The organism is Anaerotignum sp. (assembly GCF_030625865.1).
In the GTDB taxonomy this organism is placed as follows: Bacteria; Bacillota; Clostridia; order Lachnospirales; family Anaerotignaceae; genus Chakrabartyella.
In genome coordinates this window covers 64,835-87,016 of the sequence record NZ_DAOUQB010000004.1, presented here as the reverse complement: position 1 = coordinate 87,016, position 22,182 = coordinate 64,835, and the positions used below count along the sequence as shown (strand labels likewise).

The 22,182-nt window shown below is 40.3% G+C and carries 18 protein-coding genes; 17 read left to right on the top strand and 1 reads right to left on the bottom strand.

What is annotated here, in order from left to right; genetic code table 11:
* The first annotated feature begins 109 nt into the window (after positions 1–109).
* The 16 genes from rpsL to dpaL all read left to right on the top strand — a co-directional run bounded on the left by rpsL (position 110) and on the right by dpaL (position 18,769).
* On the top strand, positions 110–532 hold the full coding sequence (gene rpsL / locus P9Q65_RS02415; protein ID WP_304507532.1) for a 30S ribosomal protein S12: 423 nt from the start codon (positions 110–112) through the stop codon (positions 530–532).
* Between the two features lie 145 nt (positions 533–677).
* Complete coding sequence (rpsG, locus tag P9Q65_RS02410; protein ID WP_304507530.1) at positions 678–1,148, top strand: 30S ribosomal protein S7; 471 nt, start codon at positions 678–680, stop codon at positions 1,146–1,148.
* Positions 1,149–1,237: 89 nt separating this feature from the next.
* Positions 1,238–3,319, top strand: coding sequence for an elongation factor G (gene fusA, locus P9Q65_RS02405; RefSeq protein ID WP_304507528.1), 2,082 nt, complete (start codon positions 1,238–1,240; stop codon positions 3,317–3,319).
* A gap of 183 nt (positions 3,320–3,502) precedes the next feature.
* Positions 3,503–4,696 carry an elongation factor Tu gene (tuf, locus tag P9Q65_RS02400; protein ID WP_304507526.1) on the top strand — a complete coding sequence of 398 codons (1,194 nt, stop codon included), beginning with the start codon at positions 3,503–3,505 and terminating at the stop codon, positions 4,694–4,696.
* Positions 4,697–4,950: 254 nt separating this feature from the next.
* Complete coding sequence (locus P9Q65_RS02395; protein ID WP_304507524.1) at positions 4,951–6,615, top strand: S16 family serine protease; 1,665 nt, start codon at positions 4,951–4,953, stop codon at positions 6,613–6,615.
* Positions 6,616–6,911: 296 nt separating this feature from the next.
* Positions 6,912–9,254 carry an endopeptidase La gene (gene lon, locus P9Q65_RS02390; protein ID WP_304507522.1) on the top strand — a complete coding sequence of 781 codons (2,343 nt, stop codon included), beginning with the start codon at positions 6,912–6,914 and terminating at the stop codon, positions 9,252–9,254.
* The gene (yihA, locus tag P9Q65_RS02385; RefSeq protein WP_304507521.1) at positions 9,245–9,829 is read left to right on the top strand and encodes a ribosome biogenesis GTP-binding protein YihA/YsxC; all 585 of its coding nucleotides are present in this window, start codon (positions 9,245–9,247) and stop codon (positions 9,827–9,829) included. The genes lon and yihA overlap by 10 nt, the downstream gene beginning before the upstream one ends.
* A 148-nt stretch (positions 9,830–9,977) precedes the next feature.
* The gene (locus P9Q65_RS02380) at positions 9,978–10,514 is read left to right on the top strand and encodes a hypothetical protein (protein ID WP_304507520.1); all 537 of its coding nucleotides are present in this window, start codon (positions 9,978–9,980) and stop codon (positions 10,512–10,514) included.
* A gap of 236 nt (positions 10,515–10,750) precedes the next feature.
* Positions 10,751–11,590 carry a DegV family protein gene (locus P9Q65_RS02375; RefSeq protein ID WP_304507518.1) on the top strand — a complete coding sequence of 280 codons (840 nt, stop codon included), beginning with the start codon at positions 10,751–10,753 and terminating at the stop codon, positions 11,588–11,590.
* Between the two features lie 228 nt (positions 11,591–11,818).
* A complete protein-coding gene (locus P9Q65_RS02370; RefSeq protein WP_304507517.1) occupies positions 11,819–12,985 on the top strand; it encodes an alanyl-tRNA editing protein in 1,167 nt (388 codons plus the stop codon).
* Between the two features lie 169 nt (positions 12,986–13,154).
* Positions 13,155–14,414: an aminopeptidase P family protein gene (locus P9Q65_RS02365; RefSeq protein WP_330695150.1), complete on the top strand. Its 1,260-nt coding sequence runs from the start codon at positions 13,155–13,157 to the stop codon at positions 14,412–14,414.
* Entirely contained in the window at positions 14,411–15,127 is a 717-nt protein-coding gene (locus tag P9Q65_RS02360) for a DUF2161 domain-containing phosphodiesterase (RefSeq protein WP_304507516.1), read from the top strand. The genes P9Q65_RS02365 and P9Q65_RS02360 overlap by 4 nt, the downstream gene beginning before the upstream one ends.
* Positions 15,124–15,498: a YccF domain-containing protein gene (locus tag P9Q65_RS02355; protein ID WP_304507514.1), complete on the top strand. Its 375-nt coding sequence runs from the start codon at positions 15,124–15,126 to the stop codon at positions 15,496–15,498. The genes P9Q65_RS02360 and P9Q65_RS02355 overlap by 4 nt, the downstream gene beginning before the upstream one ends.
* Positions 15,499–15,524: 26 nt before the next feature.
* Positions 15,525–15,845 (top strand): putative heavy metal-binding protein, encoded by a 321-nt coding sequence (locus tag P9Q65_RS02350; RefSeq protein ID WP_304507512.1) that lies wholly within the window; start codon positions 15,525–15,527, stop codon positions 15,843–15,845.
* Positions 15,846–16,131: 286 nt separating this feature from the next.
* The gene (locus P9Q65_RS02345) at positions 16,132–17,424 is read left to right on the top strand and encodes an alkaline ceramidase (RefSeq protein WP_304507511.1); all 1,293 of its coding nucleotides are present in this window, start codon (positions 16,132–16,134) and stop codon (positions 17,422–17,424) included.
* Positions 17,425–17,566: 142 nt separating this feature from the next.
* On the top strand, positions 17,567–18,769 hold the full coding sequence (gene dpaL / locus P9Q65_RS02340; protein ID WP_330695149.1) for a diaminopropionate ammonia-lyase: 1,203 nt from the start codon (positions 17,567–17,569) through the stop codon (positions 18,767–18,769).
* A gap of 116 nt (positions 18,770–18,885) precedes the next feature.
* On the opposite strand, the gene P9Q65_RS02335 is transcribed toward dpaL, so the two are convergent.
* Positions 18,886–20,760 carry an LTA synthase family protein gene (locus tag P9Q65_RS02335; protein ID WP_304507509.1) on the bottom strand — a complete coding sequence of 625 codons (1,875 nt, stop codon included), beginning with the start codon at positions 20,758–20,760 and terminating at the stop codon, positions 18,886–18,888.
* Between the two features lie 137 nt (positions 20,761–20,897).
* Between P9Q65_RS02335 and hemW the strand changes: the two genes are divergently transcribed.
* Positions 20,898–22,040 carry a radical SAM family heme chaperone HemW gene (gene hemW, locus P9Q65_RS02330; RefSeq protein ID WP_304507507.1) on the top strand — a complete coding sequence of 381 codons (1,143 nt, stop codon included), beginning with the start codon at positions 20,898–20,900 and terminating at the stop codon, positions 22,038–22,040.
* Positions 22,041–22,182: the final 142 nt, after the last annotated feature.

The window sequence follows — 22,182 nt, the reverse complement described above, 5'->3', positions numbered from 1 at the left end:
TCTAGTGTCTGTAATTATGGGCTTTTCTAAGCACGCCCGAATTACACACCAATAAAGGCTAAAATATTGCAAGAGCAGAAAGTATTATTATTATAAGGAGGTGCAATTAATGCCTACGTTTAATCAGTTAGTAAGAAAAGGCAGACAGACTATCGAGAAAAAATCAACAGCACCCGCTTTGCAGAAAGGCTTAAACTCTCTGCAGAAGAAAGCGACAGATGTTTCTTCTCCTCAGAAACGTGGTGTATGTACAGCAGTTAAGACTTCCACACCTAAGAAGCCTAACTCCGCGCTCAGAAAGATCGCCAGAGTTCGTCTTTCCAACGGTATTGAAGTAACAGCTTATATCCCCGGTGAAGGCCACAATCTGCAGGAACATAGCGTTGTTCTGATCAGAGGTGGTAGAGTAAAAGACCTTCCCGGTGTGCGTTACCACATCGTTAGAGGTACTTTGGATACAGCAGGCGTTGCAAAGAGAATGCAGGCTAGATCCAAATATGGCGCGAAACGCCCTAAAGCAGCAAAGAAGTAATAAAATAAGAAGAAATGCCTTATACAGATCAATACAATCTGCGATTGCTTAGACGAGATATACGTTGAGTGGTAAGGCATGAAAACACGAGTATAAGGCTCGTGAAGTACCGAGAATATCATTATTCATTAAGGAGGGAAGAATCGTGCCAAGAAAAGGACATGTTGCGAAAAGAGAGGTTTTAGCAGACCCCGTTTACAATAGCAAGCTTGTAACAAAGCTGATCAACAGCATTATGTTGGATGGTAAAAAAGGCGTTGCTGAAAAAATCGTTTATGGTGCATTCGACAAAGTAGCGGAAAAGACAGGTAAAGAGCCTTTGGAGGCTTTTGAAGAAGCATTGGGCAATATCATGCCTGTGTTGGAAGTAAAAGCGCGCCGTGTTGGTGGTGCAACTTATCAGGTTCCTATGGAAATTAGACCTGAAAGACGTCAGACATTGGGACTTCGTTGGTTAACAATTTATTCAAGAAAACGTGGCGAAAAGACTATGGTTGACCGTCTGGCATTTGAAATTGTTGATGCTTTAAGCAATGCCGGTGGTGCTTGCAAGAAGAAAGACGAAACACACAAAATGGCAGAAGCAAACAAGGCTTTCTCCCATTTCAAGTGGTAATAAGTTAGAATGGAAATGTGTATTTTTGGAAAGACTTGTAATGGGTCTTTCCAATTATCCCATTATGAAAGCAAAAAGGAGGACTAAGCGTGGCAAACAGAGAATACCCGCTTGCTAGAACCAGAAATATTGGTATCATGGCACATATTGACGCTGGTAAGACCACTCTTACAGAGCGTATTCTGTTCTATACCGGCCGTAACTACAAAATCGGCGATACCCACGAAGGTACTGCAACCATGGACTGGATGGAGCAGGAACAGGAAAGAGGTATTACAATTACCTCCGCTGCAACAACTTGTCATTGGAATGAAAACAGAATCAACATTATTGATACACCTGGACACGTTGACTTTACAGTAGAAGTAGAACGTTCCCTGCGTGTATTAGATGGTGCTGTTTGTGTTCTGGATGCAAAGGGCGGCGTTGAACCTCAGACAGAAACAGTTTGGAGACAGGCTGATAACTACATGGTACCTCGTATGATTTTCGTTAATAAAATGGACATCATGGGTGCTGATTTCTTGGGTTCTATGAAGTCTATCGTAGACAGACTGGGTTGCCATCCAGTAGCTGTTACTCTGCCTATTGGTGCAGAGAACGATTTCAAAGGCATCATTGATCTGATGAAGATGAAAGCCTACTTCTATGAAAATGCAACAGGTACAGAAGTAGATGAAGAGGAAATCCCTGCTGATTACACAGAATTGGCAGAAGAGTATAGAACAATTATGGTTGAAACCATCTGCGAAACAGATGAAGAGTTGATGGAAAAGTTCTTTGCTGAGGAAGAAATCTCCGAAGAAGAACTCAAGGTTGCACTGCGTAAGGCTTGTATTGCTTGTCAGTTGGTGCCCGTTATGTGTGGTTCTGCATACAGAAATAAAGGCGTTCAGAAGCTTCTGGATGGCGTTATTGATTATATGCCAGCGCCCACTGACATTGCTTCAATCAAGGGTATTGACCCTGACACAGGCGAAGAAGTTGAAAGACATTCTTCCGACGAAGAACCTTTCTCCGCATTGGCATTTAAGATCATGAATGACCCCTTCGTAGGTAAGCTGGCATTCTTCCGTGTGTACTCCGGTACGTTGGATTCCGGCACATATGTTTACAACTCTACAAAGGGCAAAAAAGAACGTGTTGGTCGTATCCTGCAGATGCATGCTAACCATAGAGAAGAAATCGAAAAGGTTTATTCTGGTGATATTGCGGCAGCTGTTGGCTTTAAGCTGACAACAACAGGCGATACAATTTGTCATGAAGATAACGAAGTTATTTTGGAATCCATGGTATTTCCCGAACCCGTTATTGAAGTTGCCATTGAACCTAAAACAAAAGCAGGCAGAGATAAAATGGGTATTGCATTGGCGAAATTGGCTGAAGAAGATCCCACATTTAAGACATATACAAACCCTGATACAGGACAGACAATCATTGCAGGTATGGGTGAGCTCCACTTGGAAATCATCGTTGACCGTCTCTTGAGAGAATTCAAGGTTGAGGCAAACGTTGGTGCTCCTCAGGTATCCTACAAAGAAACCTTCCGCAAGGCGGTTGACGTTGAAGGTAAATTCGTACGTCAGTCTGGTGGTCGTGGTCAGTATGGTCACTGTAAGGTTCGTTTCTATCCTATTGGTACAGACGCAGAAAACAATTATGAGTTTGTAAATGCAACAGTGGGTGGTTCTATTCCTAAGGAATACATCCCCGCTATTGATAAAGGTATTCAGCAAGCAATGCAATCTGGTATTTTGGGCGGCTATCCTGTATTGGGTGTTAAGGCTGAAGTTTACGATGGTTCCTACCATGACGTTGACTCCTCTGAAACGGCTTATCAGGTAGCAGGTTCCATGGCTTTCAAGGAAGCGATGAGAAAAGGTGACGCAGTTCTTCTGGAGCCTATCATGAAGGTTACAGTAACTGTACCCGAGGACTATATGGGCGACGTTATCGGTGATATTAACTCTCGTCGTGGTCGTATTGAAGGTATGGAAGCTAGATCTAACGCACAGATCATTCATTCCTTCGTGCCTTTGGCTGAAATGTTCGGTTACTCCACAGACCTTCGCTCCAAAACACAGGGTCGTGGTAACTATGTAATGGAAGTAGACCATTATGAACCTTGCCCTAAATCCGTTCAGGAAAAGGTTTTGGAAGGTAAAAAATAATAGATTTATCCCAATAGGATAAAGGATTTTATTTCTCAGAAAAAATGCCAAAATAGACATGGAATGGATATTTGGTATTGCAAAAAGAAAGGAAGTCTAATATAATTGAAATCGATAGGTACATTCCTGCAAATGTACTAAATTCAATAGATTTCCAACAAAATTAAAGGAGGATAATTTAAAATGGCAAAGCAAAAATTTGAAAGAACCAAACCTCATGTAAATATCGGTACGATCGGTCATGTTGACCATGGTAAAACAACTCTTACAGCAGCAATTACAAAGACATTGTATCAGAGATACCAATTGGGCGAAGAAGTTGCTTTTGAAAACATTGATAAAGCTCCAGAAGAAAGAGAACGTGGTATCACAATCTCTACAGCTCACGTTGAATATGAAACACCTGTTAGACACTACGCTCACGTTGACTGCCCAGGACATGCTGACTATGTAAAGAATATGATCACAGGTGCTGCTCAGATGGACGGTGCAATTTTGGTTGTTGCTGCAACTGACGGCCCTATGGCTCAGACAAGAGAGCACATTTTGCTTTCCCGTCAGGTAGGCGTTCCTTATATTGTTGTATTTATGAACAAGTGCGACATGGTTGATGACGAAGAACTTCTTGACTTGGTTGAAATGGAAATCAGAGATCTCCTTTCCGAGTATGAATTCCCTGGCGATGATATCCCTATTATCAGAGGTTCTGCATTGCAGGCTCTTCAGGATCCTAGCGGTGTTTGGGGTGACAAGATCGTTGAACTTTACAATGAAATCGAAGCTTATATTCCCGATCCTAAGCGTGATATAGACAAGCCTTTCTTGATGCCTGTAGAAGATGTATTCTCCATTACAGGTCGTGGTACTGTTGCAACTGGTAGAGTTGAAAGCGGTATTGTTAAAGTTCAGGATGAAGTTGAAATCGTTGGTTTGTCAGATGAAACCAGAAAAGTTGTTGTTACTGGCGTTGAAATGTTCCGTAAACTTTTGGATCAGGCTGAAGCTGGCGATAACATCGGTGTTCTTCTTCGTGGTGTTCAGAGAAGTGAAATCGAAAGAGGACAGGTATTGGCTAAACCCGGTTCCATTACACCTCATACAAAATTTAAAGCTCAGGTTTATGTATTGAGCAAAGAAGAAGGTGGCCGTCATACTCCTTTCTTCAACAACTACAGACCTCAGTTCTACTTCAGAACAACTGACGTTACAGGCGTTATCTCCTTACCTGAAGGCACAGAAATGTGTATGCCTGGCGACAACGTAGAAATGGGAATCGAATTGATTACACCTGTTGCTATGGCTCAGGGTCTTCGTTTCGCTATTCGTGAAGGTGGCAGAACTGTTGGTGCTGGCTCCGTTATCGAAATCACTGAGTAATTTATAGAAATATTTTCTATAATGCACCCCCAATATTAGACAATAATATTGGGGGTGTTTTTTTATTTAATTTATACGCAAAGTAAATCTATATCAAAGGTGTTATTTATTGAAATAAGAACAAAAGGAAATCCTTAACCTATTTAAAAGCTTTAGGGAGTTTTTACGAAAAATAAATAGTTTTTGCTGCAATGGATAGATTCCATTTTTTTCGAGATACTATTACCAATAAAAAGAAAAAGGGAGAGGATCTTGTGAACGGATGGAGCGTATTGACCATAGTGCAAATACTATTTTTTGCATTGGGTGCTTACTATTTTTTTACAAAAAGCAAAAAAAAACGATCGGGGGGGAGTTACTCTCCGGATGAAAATTCAAAACAAATGCATGAACTGGAGGCTATGAGGCGACGTATGTTGACTGAACCTCTATCCGAACAAACGCGTCCCAAGGACTTAGCAGAGATTATTGGGCAGGAAAAAGCGATTAAAGCTTTAAGGGCAGCATTATGCGGACCCAACCCCCAGCATATTCTAATTTATGGACCTCCGGGGGTTGGAAAAACTGCGGCTGCTCGTTTGATTTTGGAAGAGGCAAGGAAAAAAGAGGACAGTCCTTTTGGGGAAACGGCGAAATTTGTGGAAATAGATGCAACGACCCTTCAATTTGATGAAAGGAATATTGCAGATCCACTTATGGGGTCTGTACATGATCCCATATATCAGGGGTCTGGTGCTTTGGGACAACTGGGGGTGCCACAGCCCCGACCTGGTGCAATATGTGATGCCCATGGGGGTGTTTTATTTATTGACGAAATTGGAGAACTGCATCCCGTTCAGATGAATAAACTTTTGAAGGTACTGGAAGATCGAATAGCCCGTTTTCAAAGCAGTTATTACAGCCGTGAAAACAAAAATATTCCTCCCTATGTTCATGAAATTTTTCAAAAAGGAATTCCTGCTGATTTTCGATTAATCGGTGCAACAACAAGGAATCCCTCTGACATTCCGCCTGCCCTTAGATCTCGCTGTACCGAAATATTTTTCGAAGGATTGGATAAAAAATCGGTAGAGCAAATTGCCAGAAATAGTTTAAACCGTGGAGGTATGCCCTATGAGGAAGGACTTTGCGAAAGAATTGCTTGCTATGCCCATGGTGGTAGAGATACAGTAAATATTGTACAGTCTCTAACATCCTTGGCTGTGATGGAAGGAAATAGGAAAATTACTTTTGCTGATTTAGATTGGGTAGCTGAAACAGGGAGGTATCAACCGATTTTGCGTAAAAAAGTAAATAAGAAGGCTCAAATAGGTGTGGTAAACGGCATGGCTGTTCAAAGTGGAGGAAATGGCACTTTGCTTGCAATAGAGGCAACCGTACAGAAGTCCGAAAAAGGTCTTTTAACGGTAACAGGAATTGTGGAAGAAGAGGAAATTCGGGGGAAACAACGTTCTAGCAGACGAAAAAGCAATGCCCGAAGTTCAGCGGAAAATGTGCTGACAGTAATGGAGAAATATGGATTTATAAAGGATATGTACCAGGTGCATATTAATTTTCCAGGTGGAACACCAGTAGATGGGCCATCGGCGGGCGTTGCAATGTTTTTGGCAGTATATTCCGCGTTTACTGGTACGGCAGTGGATGGCGAAGTTGCGTTAACGGGTGAAATTGGACTTTTGGGGCAGGTTTTGCCTGTTGGGGGAGTTGCTGATAAGCTGGCAGCTGCTGAGGATGCCGGTGTTAAGTGTGCGTTCATTCCCAAGGAGAATTGGCGGGAGGCTTACGGAAGCTTAGGACTTTCTGTCAAGCCTTTAGAAAATGTTCATGAGCTTTTGGAGCAAGTTTTTCGAAAGGATGAAAACAGCGTAGTTGTAGATGAAGAGGGCATTTTGACAGCACAAAAAAGTGAGCTGTGGTAGGAATTAGGAATGTAACTTGGTTATTTGACCGAAAGTAGATTTTAGGGTATAATATGTAAAGTTTTAGCGGAGAACTAGGAATTTTAGCGACTATTTTTTTGTTGAAGAATATAAAACAAACCCAACTTTCAAAGGAAATAGGGCGTCAATCCATATATAAGAAAATCATGGTGATATTTTTATGGTATTGGAGATAAATTGATAAATTTTGAAGGGTTAGTATTCTTTTTGCAGTTCTCTGCTTATGGGCTTAGATATGATATCCTTGATTAAATATAGAAAACAGAGGTGGAAGAATGGAGAAAAAGCAGACGGTCAAAGTACCTATGATTGCGCTAAGGGGACTGACGGTTTTCCCCAGTATGGCAATTAGTTTTCCTGTTAGCAGACAGAGATCGCTAGAGGCTGTTGCGGCGGCAGAAAACAGTGGCGGCAAGGTGTTTTTGGTGACGCAGATTGACCCTGGAACATCAGATCCCAAGCAGAATGATTTATATGAAATTGGTACTTTATGTACAATTAAGCAAGTATTAAAGCTTCCCGGGAATGTAACTCACGTTATTGTAGAGGGACAGGAACGCGGAAGATTAGACGAGATATGGATTAAAACTTCCACTGACTTTGCAAAGATCACTTCATTGGAACAAGATTTTCTGGATGAGCCGGATGATTATTTGAAAGCATATATGCGCGTGGTAACAGAGCGCTATGAGGAGTACATTAAATATGTTCCCAACAGCACCGCATCTGATCTTTTAAGCAGTGTGAAGGCTGCATCGAAGCCGGGAAAATTGGCGGATCTTATTGCGTCGGGGTTGGAGATTTCCTACGATCGTAAGCAGAAAATTCTGGAAATACTGAATCCATTTGAACGCTTGGAGGCAGTACTGGAAGTTTTACAAAGCGAAAAACAAATACTAAATATTAAAAAAGAAATTGAAGGCAAAACCAAAGCCCGCATTGAACAGAACCAAAGAGATTACTACCTCAGAGAAGAATTGAAGGTGATCCAAGAGGAACTGGGGGACAAGGATGGCATAGGCGCTGATGCGGAAAAATATCGTAAGCAATTGGAAGAAAAAAATCCTCCCGATGCGGTATGCTTGGCGGTGGAAAAAGAGATTGCTCGTATGTTGAGAATTCCCGTTACCTCTCCGGAATCCAACGTTTCCAGAAGTTACATTGAAACCTTACTGAGTTTGCCTTGGAGCGAAATGACGCAAGAGAGTTTTGATCTGGCAAAGGCTGAAAAGATTTTGGATGAAGAGCATTATGGGTTAAAAAAAGTAAAGGAACGTATTTTGGAGTATTTGGCAGTGCGAAAGATGGTTCCAGAGGAAAGACCTACGATTCTTTGCTTGGTTGGACCTCCTGGGGTTGGCAAAACATCCATTGCCCATTCTGTTGCAAAAGCATTAAACCGAAAGTATATCAGAATGTCTTTAGGTGGAATTAAGGACGAAGCGGAAATCAGAGGACATAGAAGAACTTATATCGGTGCCATGCCCGGGCGGATTATCAATGCCATGAAGCAGGCGGGGACTGTAAACCCTTTAATGCTCTTGGATGAAATAGATAAACTGGGAGTTTCTTACAACGGAGATCCGGCGGCGGCTTTGCTTGAAGTTTTAGATGGCGAACAGAATAGTACCTTCCGTGACCATTTTATTGAGTTAACATATGATCTTTCCAAGGTTCTCTTTATGTGTACGGCCAACAATTTAGACACCATACCCAAACCTCTTTTAGACAGAATGGAGGTGATTTCTCTGGGAAGTTATACAACACAGGAAAAACTGCATATTGCAAAAGAACATTTTGTGCGTAAGCAGCGGCAGAGAAACGGTTTATCAGCAGCGCAGATAAAGTTTCGTGACGATGCCATTGAAGGGATGATTGACGGGTATACAAGAGAAGCCGGAGTAAGACAGCTGGAGAGAGTAATCGGAGAAGTTTGCAGAAAGACGATAAGATTGATATTAAGCGGTGAGAAAAAAAATGTAACTGTCTCTGCAAAGAATTTAGAAAGTATTTTGGGAAAAAGAAAGTACGGAAAAGATTCTATTTACAATAAACCGCAGGTTGGTATTGTTCGTGGCTTAGCATGGACAGCCGCAGGAGGCACCACCCTATCTATAGAAGTAAACGTTATGGAGGGGACCGGGAAATTTAAGCTTACAGGAAATGTGGGAAAGGTAATGACGGAATCCGCGGAAGCGGCAATCAGCTATATTCGCGCCCAGGCAAAATCACTGGGACTTTCCCCGGATTTTTATCAGCAGAAAGATATTCATATACATATCCCTGAAGGAGCAACACCGAAAGATGGACCTTCCGCAGGGATTACCATGGCTACTGCAATTATTTCAGCTTTGGCGGAGAAAGAAGTGCATCATGATGTGGCTATGACAGGGGAGGTTACCATTCGTGGCAGAGTTCTTCCTATTGGGGGACTACAGGAAAAGGTTCTTGCTGCCAAAAAAGTTGGTATTAAAACGGTGATCCTGCCTGAGGAGAACGAAAAGGATTTGCAGGAAATTAGCGATGAAATAAAAGAAGGAATTGATTTTGTATTGGCAAAAACCATGGAAGATGTACTTAAGGTTGCATTGGTGAAGGGAGGAGACCTATGGAAGTAAAGAATACTTCGTTAGCGGCAATTGGAACAAATTTTTCCCATTATCCAGTGGATGGAAGGGTTGAGATTGCTTTTGCAGGCAAGTCAAATGTGGGGAAATCCACGTTGATTAATGCTATTTTAGGGCGCAAGGCGCTGGCAAGAACCAGCTCCAACCCCGGAAAAACAAGAACAATTAATTTTTATGACGTAAACGGGCTAATGTATGTTGTGGATTTGCCCGGATATGGATATGCCAAGGCACCGAAAACAGAAATTGCAAAATGGGGTCAAATGATAGAAGAATACTTGGAAAAGAGGGAAGAACTAAGAGCCATTATTCTTCTGATTGATATTCGCCATGAACCTGGAAAAAATGATGTTTTAATGTATGAATGGCTAAAGCATTATGGTTACGATATTATAATCGCTGCAACAAAGTCAGACAAACTGAATCGAAGCCAAGTTCCAAAGCATTTATCCGTCATTCGCAAGACCTTAGGGCTTGGTTCTGAGGACGTTTTGATTCCCTTTTCGGGGGAGAAAAAAACCGGTGTGGATGAACTTTGGTCAGTGATAGAAAAATATTTTAATTAAAATTAAAGTGCTTGCATATGAATGCAGGTGCTTTTTTCAATTGTAACATTTATAAAATCTTAATAAATAGTGAAAAAATTCCCAAGAAGAATCAGATATACTAATACTAACAAAAGAAATCATATGATTATTATTTGGAGGTAGTAGTATGAGAAATAAGAAAAACGGATTTTTAACTTTTTGGTGCTCCCTAGTACCAGGTGCAGGAGAGATGTATATGGGGCTCTACAAACAGGGAATTAGCCTGATGATTTTATTTTTTGGGGTTGGAACTTTTGGAGAATGGGCAAATTTAGAGGTTCTATGGGCAATTCTTCCTGTGGTGTGGTTTTTTAGCTTTTTTCATACCCACAATTTGCGAAATATGCCAGAGGAAGAGTTTCTGAAACAGGAAGATCATTACTACGGATTTGAAGAAGTAGACTTTACCAAAGCAGATGAATTTTTGAAAAGAAACGCAAAAGCCGTTGCCGTTGTCTTGGTTGTTTTTGGACTCTGTATGCTGGCACAAATTTTTATGAATATGTTAAACCCTTTTTTTGACGGGTTCTTTTGGAATTTGGCTTGGAGATTAAACCACAATGTAACACGTATTATTTTAGCTGCGGCTGTGATTTTGGGCGGGATTAAATTACTAAAAGGAAATTGGCACCAAACACCAAAGGAAGAGAATGTTGTAGAGTAAGTGAATTTTCAACGCATGAAAAGCCTTAAAATAATTGAATTAAGGCTTTTTTATTTTATTTTTTGAAATGTTAAGATAAAAAATAATTGGATGGATAGAAAGTTTAATTTATTCTAAAATAATAGTAATTCTCTATTAAAAACAGTTGACGTGGTTTTAAAAACTATTATAATTAATATGAAGTAAACAGAAATTGAATTTTTTGGCTTTTGCCGTTTTATAAAAGGAGGAATAACATGGTACAGATTATTACGGACAGCACTTGTGATATATCCCATGATAGATTAAAGGAGATTGGCGTTGTATGTGTTCCTTTAACGGTGCATTTTGGAGAGGAAACTTTCATTGATGGTGAGAACCTTACAGCGGAAGAATTTTATCAACATCTTAGAACAAGCCCTGAAATTCCCACAACAGCACAGCCCACACCCCATTCCTTTGAGGAAGCTTTTCAGGCGGCTTTAGAGAAAGGAGATGACATTCTTTGTGTATTAATTAGCGGTAAATTAAGCGGCACTGTACAGTCTGCCCATATTGCAAAGGCTTCTCTGGAAAGTGAGAAGATTTGGATTGCAGATACAAACTGTGCCTGTTGCTCCCTGGGGCTTTTGGTGGAGATTGCGGCGAAACGTGCCAAAGAAGGGGCAACTGTGGAAGAGTTGTACCAAGAAATGAATGAGTTATCAGGCAGAGCAAAAATTTATGCAGCCATTGAGACCTTAAAATATATAAGAAAAGGCGGACGTTTATCCGGTGCGGCGGCAATTGTGGGCACAATGCTAAACTTACATCCTATTTTGACAATTCAGGATGGTTTGGTGTTAAATACGGCAAAAGCCAAAGGGAAAAAAAGAATGATTTCTATATTAAAAGAGCTTGCCATGGCGGATGGCGTGGATGAGAATTATCCATTTATGTTTTGCCATGGTGCAGCAGAAGAAAATATGAAGATGGTGAAAGATTGTTTCGCTGAAGATTATGATATTTCTGATTGTTATAATGGATACATCGGGCCTGTTGTTGGAACATATTCTGGGCCCGGCACTGTTGCGGTGGGTTTTATTGCAAAAAAATAGATTTAAAATAATGCAGGTATTGTTCAAGGGGACATTACCTGTTTTTGTTTTAGGAAGAAGTCTAAAAGGACGTAAGGGCATCTTCCTTTTGAAAAAACGACAGGTAACGTATAAGAGAAATATCATTAAAATTTACTTGGGCGATTTCGAATAAATGGAGTAAGCCCAACCTTTCCATAAGGTGGAAAGCGTGATATACTGTGGGAAAGTGTTGCAGGAGGCGAAAAGATGACAGAGAAATTATATTATAAAAACGCATACGATACAGAATTCAAAGGCCGTGTACGTTCCTGTGAAAAGAGGAAAGAAGGCTATCATATTATATTGGATCAAACTTTATTTTATCCCGAGGGCGGCGGACAACCTGGGGATAAGGGAACACTTGGCGGGGTTTCTGTGCTTGATGTGCATGAGAAAAACGGTGAGATTATTCATTATGGGGATGGTCCTTTGGAAGTGGGACTGGAGGTAGTTGGTGAAATTAATTGGGAGCACCGCTTTGATCTCATGCAAAATCATTCGGGTGAACATATTTTTTCAGGAATAATTTGCAAACAATATGGTTGTGACAATGTGGGTTTTCATATGGGACGAGCACGAATTACCATTGATTTTAATACACAGATTCCAGGGGAGGATTTACCTTGGCTGGAGGAGCAGGCGAATCAAGCAATCTGGCAAAATACGCCGATTTCTATTTTTTATCCAGATGAAAAAGAATTAGAGGCTCTGGAATATCGCAGTAAAATTGAATTAACAGGAGAAGTCCGTATTGTTACGGCGGGGGAATATGATTGCTGCGCTTGCTGTGGAACTCATGTAAAGCTTGCGGGAGAAATTGGTATGATAAAAATTGTGGGCACGCAGAACTATAAGGGCGGAACACGCTTGGAACTGCTTTGTGGTAAAAGAGCTTTAGACTATTACCAAAGGATTCATCAGGCCGCCAATGAAGTGGGTAGAGCCTTATCCGTGCAGGAGGAGCAAATTGGAACCGCAGTGCAGAAACTTTTAAAAGAAAAGGATACTTATATACAGGAATTGAAAAAATGGAAATGGGAGGCTTTTTTAGGTCGTATTCAAAGATTACCTGAAAATACAGAGAATGTATTGATTATGGAAGATGGCCTGGGCGGAAAGGACTTAACGGCACTGGCAGATTTGGCGGCAGAAAAAACCTGTGGACGTGCCATGGTATTCACACCTACGGAAGCAGGATTTGCGTTTGTTTTGGTGAGTCGAAAGAAAGACGCTCGTGAGATTGTGGAGGAGCTGAAAAAATCCTTTGACTGCAAAGGCGGCGGAAAAGAAGAATCGGTACAGGGCAAGCTGAATGGTGACAAGGCTGAGATTATTGAATTTTTTAAAGAAAAAGAATTTGTTTTGGCAAAATAAGCGCAATTGCCCTTTTTGAAAGGGGATTTTTGGGTTTTTATGGATCGACTTGAGGATAAAGAATAAATATCTTATTTTTAAAAATATTAATAAAAAATTCGGATTTTTATTCGGGATTCTTAGAGTTTGTGATAGTAATTCATGTTAATATAATGATAAGAGAGGTTTGATGTTTGAAATGGATAAATTTCAAAAAAACAGAGATAAATTGGAAGAACGGTTGAATGAACATAGTGTTGCTGTGGTTTTTGCAGGGCAGGCACCCTACAAACGTGGGGATGAACAGTATCCTTTTTCACCAGACCGTAACTTTTATTACGTTACGGGAATCGAACGAGAAAACTGTATTTTATTGATGACCAAAACATCCTCGGATGTAACAACTACTTTGTATATTCCACGGGATAATGGAATTTTAGCAAAGTGGGTAGGGGCAAATATTACCACAGAGGAAGCAAGAGAAAAGTCCGGAATTGAAACTATTGAATTTATTGATGGATTTCGGAAGGATTTTGCAGAGTTTATATTTAAGCATAATATAAAAAACGTATATCTGGATTTGGAAAACAGAGATTGGAATGCTTTACCCTCTGCTGCCATTTCTTTTGCAAAGGAATTAAGAGAACAATATCCGGGAGTTCATATGCAAGATTTGTATCCTATTTTCAGTGATTTGCGATTGATTAAAGAGGATTGGGAATTGGAGCGTATGGGCAAAGCCATGGAGATTACCCAAGAGGGTTTTTTAGCCATGATGGAAAATGCCCGTGAGGGTATGATGGAGTATGAAATTGAGGCATATTTTGACTTTGTGCTAACCAAAAGGGGCGTGCGTCAAAAGGCATTTCAAACCATTGCGGCGGCTGGAAAAAGAGGAACCATTCTCCATTATGTTGAAAATAATCATCTGACAAAAGACGGCGATTTGGTTTTAGTGGATGCGGGGGCACAGGTGGATTGGTATAACGGAGATATTACCCGTACATTCCCTGTGAACGGAAAATTTACCGAGAAGCAAAAAAACGTTTATAATATTGTGTTATCCGGACAGCAAAAGGTGATTGAAACTATTCAGCCGGGTGTGCCTTTTTCTCGATTGAATGAAGTGTTAAAAGAACATTATTTTGAGGAATTGAAAAAAATTGGTTTAGCTGAAACCATGGAAGATGTTGCAAAATATTATTACCACGGTGTCAGCCATTATTTAGGCGCTGAGACCCACGATATAGGACGATATATGGATCGGGATTTGCAGGCGGGGATGGTTCTGACGGTAGAGCCGGGACTATATATTGATGAGTGGGAAATTGGTATTCGTATTGAGGATGATGTTTTGGTTACTGAAAGCGGATGTGAAGTAATGACACCCAATTTGATTCGTACTGTAGATGAAATTGAGGCATTTATGGCTAAAGGAAGAAAGGCATGAGTTTGAAAGAAACGGATTTGTATGAGCCCATTCGTCTTTTTTTGGAGGAAGAGGGCTATCAGGTACAGGCTGAGGTCAAGAATTGTGACATTGCCGCTGTAAAAGAAGGGCAAACCCTAATCGTGGAGTTAAAGACACGTTTCAACTTAAAACTGGTGTATCAGGCTTTGGAGCGACAAAGCTTGACAGACCAAGTTTATGTAGCCATTCCTCGTCCCCAAAAAGGGCAGAGGGAGAAGGCCTGGAAGGATATGCTAAAGTTATTAAAGCGTTTGGAGTTGGGTTTAATTACAGTTGCGCTGGATAGCCCTTTGCAAACGGTGGATGTAATCTTAGAGCCTTCTGACAGTTTGGTGCGCAAAAACAGGAAGAAGCAAGAGCGTCTTCAGGCAGAGATGGAAAATCGCCAAGTTGCAGAGAATGTGGGAGGTATGACACGTCGAAAGATCATGACGGCATATCGTGAAAAAGCCATTGAGCTTTGTTGCATCATGGAACAGTTTGGACAAATCTCCTTAAAGGAATTGAGAGAAATGGGAAAAGAGGACAAATATGCCGCAATGTTACGAAGCAATGTTTATCAATGGTTTGAACGAATAGAAAAAGGTGTTTACAGACTTTCGATGGCAGGGAAAGAGGTGCTGTTCTTCAGGGATTATGAAAAGTTGGTACAATATTACAGGGATTTTTATAGGAAGGAAAAAGAAAAATGAGTGTTTTAGGGAATATTCTTTGGCTGATATTTGGAGGGCTTTTATCAGCAATTGGTTGGTTTTTGGCAGGGGTTATCTGCTGTATCACCATTATAGGCATTCCCATTGGTTTACAATGCTTTAAGTTTGCCCAAATGGTAATTTGGCCCTTTGGAACCCAAATTTATTATGGAAATTTAAGTTCAGGGTCTATTATTTTAAATATAATTTGGATTTTATTGTGTGGCTTTGAATTGGCAATGGGATCTTTGGCTATGGGGGTTGTCTGCTGTATTACTATTATAGGGATACCCTTTGGGATTCAGCATTTTAAATTTGCAGGGCTTGCATTAATGCCCTTTGGTGCACAAATGCGTAAGATTATTTATTAATATGAGATAAAGAAAGGAGCAACAAAATGATTGTTACAACGACAAATACCATTGAGGGAAAAGAAATTTTAACTTACCACGGGATTGTTTTTGGTGAGGTGATTGCAGGTGTTAATTTTGTCAAGGATATGATTGCCGGATTAAGTAATTTTTTTGGCGGAAGATCCGGTACTTATGAGGAGGAATTGATTAACGCAAGGGAACAGGCTATTGCGGAGATGGTAAAGAGAGCCAATGCCATGGGGGCAAATGCCATTGTCGGTGTGGATGTGGATTATGAGGTCTTGGGAGCGGATAACGGAATGTTGATGGTTAGCGTTTCCGGTACAGCGGTAACTTGCAGATAATCAAAATTTCGTCGTTGGATAAGAATTATTATTCGTCTGCTAATTGAGGAATATATGAAAAGATTAAATTAAGAAATGAGGGATAGTATGAGGTTAACCATTGCTTTTACTCCATGCAAAGTTGTTTTGGATTGTGTTTGCATGGAGTAGATATAGTTTTAAAATGACTTTGCAACTTTTATGATTTTAAGGAAAAGGAATTATCGGCTTTTCTTTCGGACGAATTCCTCTGGGTTGAACACTGTTGAGGCAGTGTATCTTAATAGAATAAAAGGAGTAAAGTGTTATGAAAAATCAAGGAATGAATGAAAAATTTGATACCGTTTATTTTGCGTATGAAGAAGTGGATATTACACCGAGAAAGCCTGTACAAACCATTGGCTTTGGACGGGAGGATGAGCAATCCAGAGGGGTGGCCCATGCACTTTCTGCTCAGGTTTCCCTATGGCAATATAAAGAGGAAAGGTGTTGTTTGATTGCCATTGATCACATCGGTTTCTCTAGACAGCATGGAGACACCTTAAGAAAGACAATTGGGGCATTGCTAGGGGTTGGAATGGAAAAAGTAATGCTTTGTTTTTCCCATACGCACGCGGCGCCCAATGATTCCATAGAAAAGGAGTATGCCCTTTTTGTAGACGACGGAATAAAAAAGGCTGTAGTTTTGGCATTGCAAAACATGGTGCCTATCAAAGGGGCATGGGGAAATGCTTATGGTGATATCGGCTTAAACCGTAGATTGGATAGGGGAGAGTTGGACAGGAGAATTGGAATCTTTAAGGTGGTAGACTGGAAAAGTGGAAACCTTAAATTATTGCTTTTGCGCTTAACTGCCCATGCTAATGTTTTAAAAGCGGATAATTATATGATTTCCTCTGACTATTTTGGTACGGTACGGGATGTATTGCAAGAAAGGTTTGGCTGCCCAGTCATGATAACACAAGGCGCCTCCGGCAATGTGGCTCCTAAGTATTTCTCTTCTGCATTGACCCCTCCGGATGCCTGCGATGATCGCTTTATTTCATCGGAGCATGGGTTAATGGATATGGCCCAAGAGGTATTGCGACAGGTTGGAAAAAAGATAGATTCCATACAGCCTGTGGAGATAAAAAGACTGAAAATGCACTCTGTATATGTGGATTTATATTCGGATATGCTTAGTGATAAGCGGGCAATGGAAATTGCTGAAGAAGCGAAAAAATATGCAGGGATTGACGGCACTTTGTGGTTATCTGAGGTGCGGCGCTTACAAGAACTTGGCGTGAATACACAGAAAGACACAACGGAAATTCAGTATTTTTCCATGGACGACGGATGTTTTTGCGGTGTGCCAAATGAAATTATGTGTGAATTTGCGTTAAGGGCACAGGAACAAACGAGAAATGAATATTTTTATTTTGGAGGATATACCAACGGCTGTACAGGGTATTTTCCCACGGAAGAGGAGTATGACAAAGGGGGATATGAGGTTTATTGGTCTATGCTGATATATTATATCTATTTTGGACGCGTATTTCCCTTAAATCGAAACGCTTGTACTTTGTTAATTCAAGCGGCGGTTGAGAATGCAACCATTTAATATGACTTAAAATAATAAGAATGAAGGGCATGGCTTTTTTGAAAAGCCATGCCCTTTTATGACTTATATCCTACAGGGATCTTGCAGAAAAAGGAATGCATAGGTATACTAAAAGGAAGAAGATTCCAATTCAGGGGGGATTATGTTGAAAGAAACGTTTAAGCTTGTACAGTATGATAGAAGCAACAGGCAAAAAGGGGATTTAAGTCACTTTAGTCTGGACAGTGCAAAGAGGGTTCAGGCATTTCACAGCAGTTTTCCTGTCTATTGTCAAACACCTTTGGTTACTTTAGAAAATACAGCCAAAGAATTGGGGCTGGAAAATGTCTATATAAAAGATGAATCATTCCGCTTTGGATTGAATGCTTTTAAGGTTTTAGGGGGCAGCTTTGCCATAGGAAGTTATCTGGCAAAAAAAATAGGACAAAGCATAGAAAATTTTACATACAACGATTTAATTTCGGAAGAAACCAGACGCAAATTAGGGGAAATAACATTTGTGACAGCAACAGATGGAAACCATGGCAGGGGTGTTGCATGGACGGCGAAGATGCTGAAACAAAAGGCTGTGGTATATATGCCAAAGGGCAGTGCAAAGGAGCGTTTGGAAAATATTTTGGCAGAAGGTGCAGAAGCTTCTATTACTGACCTGAATTATGATAATGCCGTTCGCTTTGCCAACAAACAGGCAGAGGAGAATGGTTGGGCTATGGTACAGGATACCGCATGGGAAGGGTATGAGGAGATTCCTTTGTGGATTATGCAAGGCTATGGAACAATGGCATATGAGGCGTATACTCAACTAAGGGAAAAACTTACCCATATTTTTTTGCAGGCAGGTGTTGGGTCTATGGCAGGGGCGGTTACGGCTTTTTTTGCGGCACTCTACAAAGAAGAATGTCCCATTATTACTATCGTTGAGCCAAATAAGGCAGATTGTATCTATCGTACGGCGGAGGCAAGAGATGGAATGCTGCACAATGTGACCGGAGAAATGAATACCATTATGGCGGGGTTAGCCTGCGGAGAGCCTTGCAGCATTGGATGGGAAATTTTAAAGGAATATGGAGATTATTTTATTTCTTGCCCTGATTATGTTGCGGCTCAAGGGATGCGAATTTTGGGAAATCCTGGAAAAGAGGATGAACGAATTATTTCGGGAGAAAGCGGCGCGGCAACCTTTGGTTGTGTTGCGGAAATTATGAGAAACCCTGTTTTGAGAGAATGGAAAGAAAAGCTTAAGCTTGATGAAAAAGCAAGGGTATTATGTTTTAGTACCGAAGGGGATACAGACAGAGCCGGGTATCAATCCGTTGTTTGGGACGGAGGATTTCCCAGAATATAAATGAAAATAAGTTTAAAAGATTGTTTCTAAAATAGGGAAACAATCTTTTTTATGAAAAACCCTATGCTTTCCATATTTTTTACTGGTAAGCATAGGGTTTTTTGCAATGAAATAGGTTACTTTATTTGGGAAATATAGTTTTTACCAATAAGCAAATCGTAGGTCATAAGTTCATGAAGCTTTTCCATTTCCTCCCGCTTGGTCTTATTGGTATTGGGGGAGTAAAAATTATAATACTTACTGATAATGGGGCAAGTTTTGTACAAATCTAAAAGAAAATTCGTTTGGATACACTGGGGTGCATCAATATAGTCTGCCATAAGAGCAGGAAGCAGATAAGGGGAGATGGATTCCTGGTTTGCCAGATATTCCCGACCGGTATCATAATTTGTGAAAATCAGATAAGGAGTAGAGAACATGGTGTATTTTTCCTTTTCCGTCCATTGTGCCGCGGTATCAGATGAAATGGTATTGGTGGTGGTATATGGTTCAAAATTATCCCCTAACGTGGGCAAATGATCCCCATACCAAAGAACTACCGTAGGCTTTTCTCGACTCATGACAAAGTCATAAATCGCTTTTAGGGCACGGTCTGAATCACGAACGCCGGCGGCATAGTTTTCCAAGGTCACTTTTTGCGCAGATGACAGATTTTCCCCGCTCACTTTAATGACCCGATCTTCTTCATCATATTTATCATAATACATGCTATGATTTTCCATGGTTATCGCCATAACAAATACCCCTACGTCATGGGGCTGCTCCAATTGGTAGATGACTTCTTCTGCAATGGTTTCATCCGTTATATACGGACCGCTGTTCCAATGTTGCTCTGCATGGAGATCATATTCACCTAGAAATTCATCAAAGCCCATGAAGGGATATGCTTTGTCACGATTATAAAACGTTTTTTGGTAGGTATGAAGGCCTACGGCATCATAGCCCAAGTTTTTATAGGTTCTGGGATAAGAAAAGATATCGTCTTTTACATACTGTTGATAAGGGATGTTACCGGGGGGCAATGCACTGGTTGACATTCCCGTTAGAATTTCAAATTCCGGACGTACGGTACCTCCACCAAAAGTAGGAGAAATCATTTTACCACTGGGGTTTGTTTGGGCTATTTCTCTGAAATTCTCCAGAGGATCGCCAGAGAATGTAACGCCGTTTAAAACGGTAGGATCCCAAAATGCTTCTGAAAGTACCACGATTATATCAGGATTTTGAAAGGTCTCCCCACTATTATTTTCAGGTAAATATTTTTCAAAAGCATGTTGTATGTAGCTTTTGCTGTAATTTTGGGGTTCTCCCATATTCAAAGAACCAAAGTTTAGGGAAAAGGCGGTTAAAAAACCATGTTTGGCGTATAGCTCGGTTTGGTCGGTAGTTTCATCCAAAGAAATACCAAAAACGGGAGCAACGGTTTGACGAACGGTATTGTTTGACACAACCAGACACAACCCAATGAGAAAAAAGGGAGAGGCCAAGGCACGGAATCTCCATTTGACGGGGATTGTGGGAGCAAGTAAGTAAAGAAAAATACAATAAAACAAGGTGCTGAATAAAATTTCCCAAGCGCCTTGGGGAATGATAATGGATGTTAGAAATTCCGAAAAGCTTTTGGCATTTTGCGCCAAATAGATATCCCAAGGCAAAAAATGCACCTCTAAAATTGTAAATTTAAAATAGTCAACTAAGGATAAACTAATAAAAATTAGTGAGGTAACCAGAGCGGCTACGGATAAATTTGGTATTATGAGGGCAAAAAAGAGAAAAGCAAGCCAAACCAACATAAGACCAAAAAAGAAAGAGCCTGTGTGTTGGGTGAAAAGGGAATACAATTGTTCTTTATTGCCAAAGGAAAGGTAGTTTGCTGCTAAGGTAAGATAAAATGGAAATAGAATGGCGCAAATCCATTTGATACCTTTCAAAGCAAGATTCCGATTAAAAAATTCTGTGATTTCTTCTTTCATTTCATGAAAAGCATTCATAGGGAAAAACCTCGCATTTCCAAGATTTATACAAAAGATATATAAAATTGATTTTTCACAAATAAAAAGTATAGCACAAATACTTCTTTTTTTCAAGGACAGCCTATGCTATGATGAGGGGAATGAGAGGATGAGTTATGATGAAAACTATGGGACTTTACGTTCATATTCCCTTTTGTAAGAAAAAATGTTTATATTGTGATTTTCCTTCTTTTGGAAGTATGGAGGAAAAGTATGAAGAATATGTTAGTGCTTTAGAACGGGAAGTTGAAAAAAGAGGGCAATACTACAAGAGTTGTCAAATAAGCTCTATATTTTTCGGCGGAGGGACACCCACGGTTCTTTCAAAGGAACAGTTAGCGCGTTTGATGTTGAAGATAAAGAAATCTTTTTTCCTTGCAAAGGATGCTGAGATAACCATTGAAGCAAACCCCGGAACCATTGAGAAAGAAAAAGCAGAAGTCTTAAAAAAAATAGGGTTTAACCGCCTGAGCATGGGCGTTCAGGCTTGGCAAAATCGCCTTTTATCTACCTTAGGACGCATTCATACTATTGAGGAATTTCAAAATAATTTTCAGGTTGTAAGAAAAGCCGGTTTTGACAATATTAATGTAGATTTAATGTTTGCTTTGCCAACACAAACCTTTGGGGATTGGAAGGAGACGCTGGATAAAATTACATCCATGAATCCTGAGCATATTTCAGCGTATAGTTTAATCATCGAAGAAGGGACTCCTTTTTATGAGGCCTTTCAAAAAGGAGAGCTTTTGGAGATCGGGGAAGAGTTGGATCGAGAGATGTATCATTATGCTGTCTCTTTTTTAGAAAAAAGGGGTTACGGGCAATATGAAATTTCCAATTTTGCAAAAGCGGGGAGAGAAAGCAGGCATAATGAAATATACTGGCAGACAGAGCCTTATTTAGGAGTGGGTTTGGGTGCGCATTCCTATTTAAATGGAAATCGTTTTCATAATACCTATGATTTGGACAAATATATTTTGGCAGAAGGGGAAATATCTTTATTAGAGGAAGAAAAAGAAGTTGTTACAAAGGAAGATGCTATGGGAGAATTTATGTTTTTGGGTCTGCGGATGACAGAAGGAGTTTCTTACGAAAGCTTTTTCAGCCGTTTCGGGGTGGAAATGACCTCCGTTTATGGAGCGGTTATTTATGATTTTGTTGAAAGCGGGTTGATGATGCAGACGGAAAATGGAGTTGCATTAACAGCAAGAGGCATAGACCTAAGTAATCAGGTTTTTGCGAAGTTTTTACTGGATTAGAAAGAAAAAGGAATGATTTTTATTTTATTCTTAAAAAATAGAAGAAATTTTATATTTTGCGCTTGACATCTAAGGATTCAAGTGCTATCTTATGTATATAAATTAGCACTCATGCTAAGTGAGTGCTAACAAGCAAAAGAGG

Coding starts and splice junctions, on each gene's coding strand:
- rpsL (WP_304507532.1), top strand. CDS start 110: ATGCCTACGTTTAATCAGTTAGTAAGAAAAGGCAGACAGACTATCGAG.
- tuf (WP_304507526.1), top strand. CDS start 3,503: ATGGCAAAGCAAAAATTTGAAAGAACCAAACCTCATGTAAATATCGGT.
- lon (WP_304507522.1), top strand. CDS start 6,912: ATGGAGAAAAAGCAGACGGTCAAAGTACCTATGATTGCGCTAAGGGGA.
- yihA (WP_304507521.1), top strand. CDS start 9,245: ATGGAAGTAAAGAATACTTCGTTAGCGGCAATTGGAACAAATTTTTCC.
- P9Q65_RS02380 (WP_304507520.1), top strand. CDS start 9,978: ATGAGAAATAAGAAAAACGGATTTTTAACTTTTTGGTGCTCCCTAGTA.
- P9Q65_RS02375 (WP_304507518.1), top strand. CDS start 10,751: ATGGTACAGATTATTACGGACAGCACTTGTGATATATCCCATGATAGA.
- P9Q65_RS02370 (WP_304507517.1), top strand. CDS start 11,819: ATGACAGAGAAATTATATTATAAAAACGCATACGATACAGAATTCAAA.
- P9Q65_RS02365 (WP_330695150.1), top strand. CDS start 13,155: ATGTTTGAAATGGATAAATTTCAAAAAAACAGAGATAAATTGGAAGAA.
- P9Q65_RS02360 (WP_304507516.1), top strand. CDS start 14,411: ATGAGTTTGAAAGAAACGGATTTGTATGAGCCCATTCGTCTTTTTTTG.
- P9Q65_RS02355 (WP_304507514.1), top strand. CDS start 15,124: ATGAGTGTTTTAGGGAATATTCTTTGGCTGATATTTGGAGGGCTTTTA.
- P9Q65_RS02350 (WP_304507512.1), top strand. CDS start 15,525: ATGATTGTTACAACGACAAATACCATTGAGGGAAAAGAAATTTTAACT.
- P9Q65_RS02345 (WP_304507511.1), top strand. CDS start 16,132: ATGAAAAATCAAGGAATGAATGAAAAATTTGATACCGTTTATTTTGCG.
- dpaL (WP_330695149.1), top strand. CDS start 17,567: ATGTTGAAAGAAACGTTTAAGCTTGTACAGTATGATAGAAGCAACAGG.
- P9Q65_RS02335 (WP_304507509.1), bottom strand. CDS start 20,760: ATGAATGCTTTTCATGAAATGAAAGAAGAAATCACAGAATTTTTTAAT.
- hemW (WP_304507507.1), top strand. CDS start 20,898: ATGATGAAAACTATGGGACTTTACGTTCATATTCCCTTTTGTAAGAAA.